Raw genomic sequence first — 2063 nt, 5'->3', positions numbered from 1 at the left:
CGGCGGGTGTTGCGGCCCCGCGGACATGTCTGGACGCGGCCGCGTGGCGGGGTGTTGCCGACGATGCGGCCGGAGTCGCCGTCTGCGCGTTCGCGGGAGACGTCGTGGCGAAGCCGCCCAGAACGAGGCCGCTTGCAAGGGCGGTGGTCAGGGCGAGGGAAGCGGCGTGTTTCATGGAAAATCCCGTCTCGACGCGTTGGGCCGGCGCTGCCGCCCCTGGTCTGGTCTGCGCTGGCCTGTCGTTTCGCATGGGAGCGGCGTCTTGTCCTTTATGGTTTCACGACACATTCGTTGCGATTTTGTGACAACATCACACGGACCATGTCGTGACAAGCCAAACAACGGTCCCGAACGGATTTTCTCAAGACAAGACACTCCTCTATACTTGAACAAAACCGACAAAAGCCGCCACCTCCCAGAAGGCGATCGAAGCGTACTCATTGCATTATCGTGTTGAAACCAAAGTTCAACGCCTGTCGCATCCGCACAAATCGTCTCGACCCGCGCCCTGCACGGCGCCCACGAACCGTGGTACAGGCGCCACAGATCGCGCGCGTCTTGCCGATGCCGCACCGAAACGGTTAGCGTGCACCCTCTTTGGGTCCGGGAGAGAGCGTCATGGCGTTTTATGCAACGCTGCACGGGGAACGATACCGCTTCGACGGGACGCGCGCGCTGTTGGCACAGGCGTCGCCCGCGCGATCCGGCGACGAACTCGCAGGTCTCGCCGCGCCGGACCCGGTGACGCGGGTCGCCGCGCGCTATGCCCTGGCCGACCTGCCGCTGCGGCATTTCCTGGATGATCCCCTGATCGATCCCGACCACGATGAGGTCAGCCGCCTGATCGCCGACACGCATGACGCCCGCGCGTTCGCACCCGTCGCTCACATGACCGTGGGCGCGTTTCGCGACTGGCTTTTGTCGTTCGAGGCGACGGGACCGGCCCTCGCCGCGCTGGCGCCGGGCCTAACCCCGGAGATGACGGCGGCCGTCAGCAAGCTGATGCGCAATCAGGATCTGGTGGCCGTGGCCCGCAAGATCGAGGTGGTCACGCGCTTTCGCAATACGATCGGTCTGAAGGGCCATCTGGCCAGCCGGTTGCAGCCCAACCACCCGACGGACGATCCGCGCGGCATCGCGGCCGCCATGCTCGACGGGTTGCTGCTGGGCATGGGCGACGCCGTGATCGGAATCAATCCCGCTACGGATAATATCGAGGGCGGGATGACGCTGCTGCGCCTGATCGACGACGTGCGCCAGCAATACGACATCCCGGCGCAAAGCTGCGTCCTGACCCATGTCACCAACACCATCGCCATGATCGAGCGGGGGGCGCCGGTGGATCTGGTGTTCCAGTCGATCGCCGGGACGCAGGCCGCCAACGCTTCCTTCGGCGTCTCGCTCTCGATCCTGCAGGAAGCGCACGAGGCCGCCCTGTCCCTGCGCCGGGGCACCGTGGGACAGAACGTCATGTATTTCGAGACCGGCCAGGGTGCCGCGCTGTCGGCCGATGCCCATCACGGCGTCGACCAGCAGACGATCGAGGCACGGGCCTACGCCGTCGCGCGTGCGTTCGACCCGCTTCTGGTCAACACGGTGGTCGGCTTCATCGGGCCGGAATATCTGTTCGACGGCAAGCAGATCATCCGCGCGGGGCTGGAGGATCATTTCTGCGCCAAGCTGCTCGGCGTGCCGATGGGCTGCGACGTGTGCTACACCAACCATGCCGAAGCCGATCAGGACGACATGGACGAACTGATGATGGTGCTTGGTCTGGCGGGGGTGAACTTCCTGATCGGCGTACCGGGCAGCGATGACATCATGCTCAGCTACCAGTCGCTCTCGCACCATGACATCCTGACGCTGCGCACGTTGCTGGGGGTGCGCGCCGCCCCCGAATTCGAACGCTGGCTCGACCGGATGGGACTGATGGACGCGCAGGGACGGATCACGCGCGAGGCACCGGACCGGCTGCGTCGGATCATCGCGGCATGACCACCCTCCGCCCACCCGCCCCCGCCCCGACCTCCCGCACCGCCGACACCGATCCATGGCGCACGCTG

The 2063-nt window shown here is 65.7% G+C and carries 1 protein-coding gene; it reads left to right on the top strand.

Translation table 11 applies throughout. The features are described from left to right. The first annotated feature begins 618 nt into the window (after nucleotides 1–618). Complete coding sequence (locus HUK82_RS16125; protein ID WP_176614897.1) at nucleotides 619–1995, top strand: ethanolamine ammonia-lyase subunit EutB; 1377 nt, start codon at nucleotides 619–621, stop codon at nucleotides 1993–1995. Nucleotides 1996–2063: the final 68 nt, after the last annotated feature.

Origin of the sequence: Ameyamaea chiangmaiensis, assembly GCF_013376175.1 — a bacterium.
Classification (GTDB): domain Bacteria; phylum Pseudomonadota; class Alphaproteobacteria; order Acetobacterales; family Acetobacteraceae; genus Ameyamaea; species Ameyamaea chiangmaiensis.
This window is presented reverse-complemented; position numbering and strand designations above follow the sequence as displayed.

Excerpts from the sequence above, each read along its gene's own strand:
- HUK82_RS16125 (WP_176614897.1), top strand. The coding sequence starts at position 619 with ATGGCGTTTTATGCAACGCTGCACGGGGAACGATACCGCTTCGACGGG.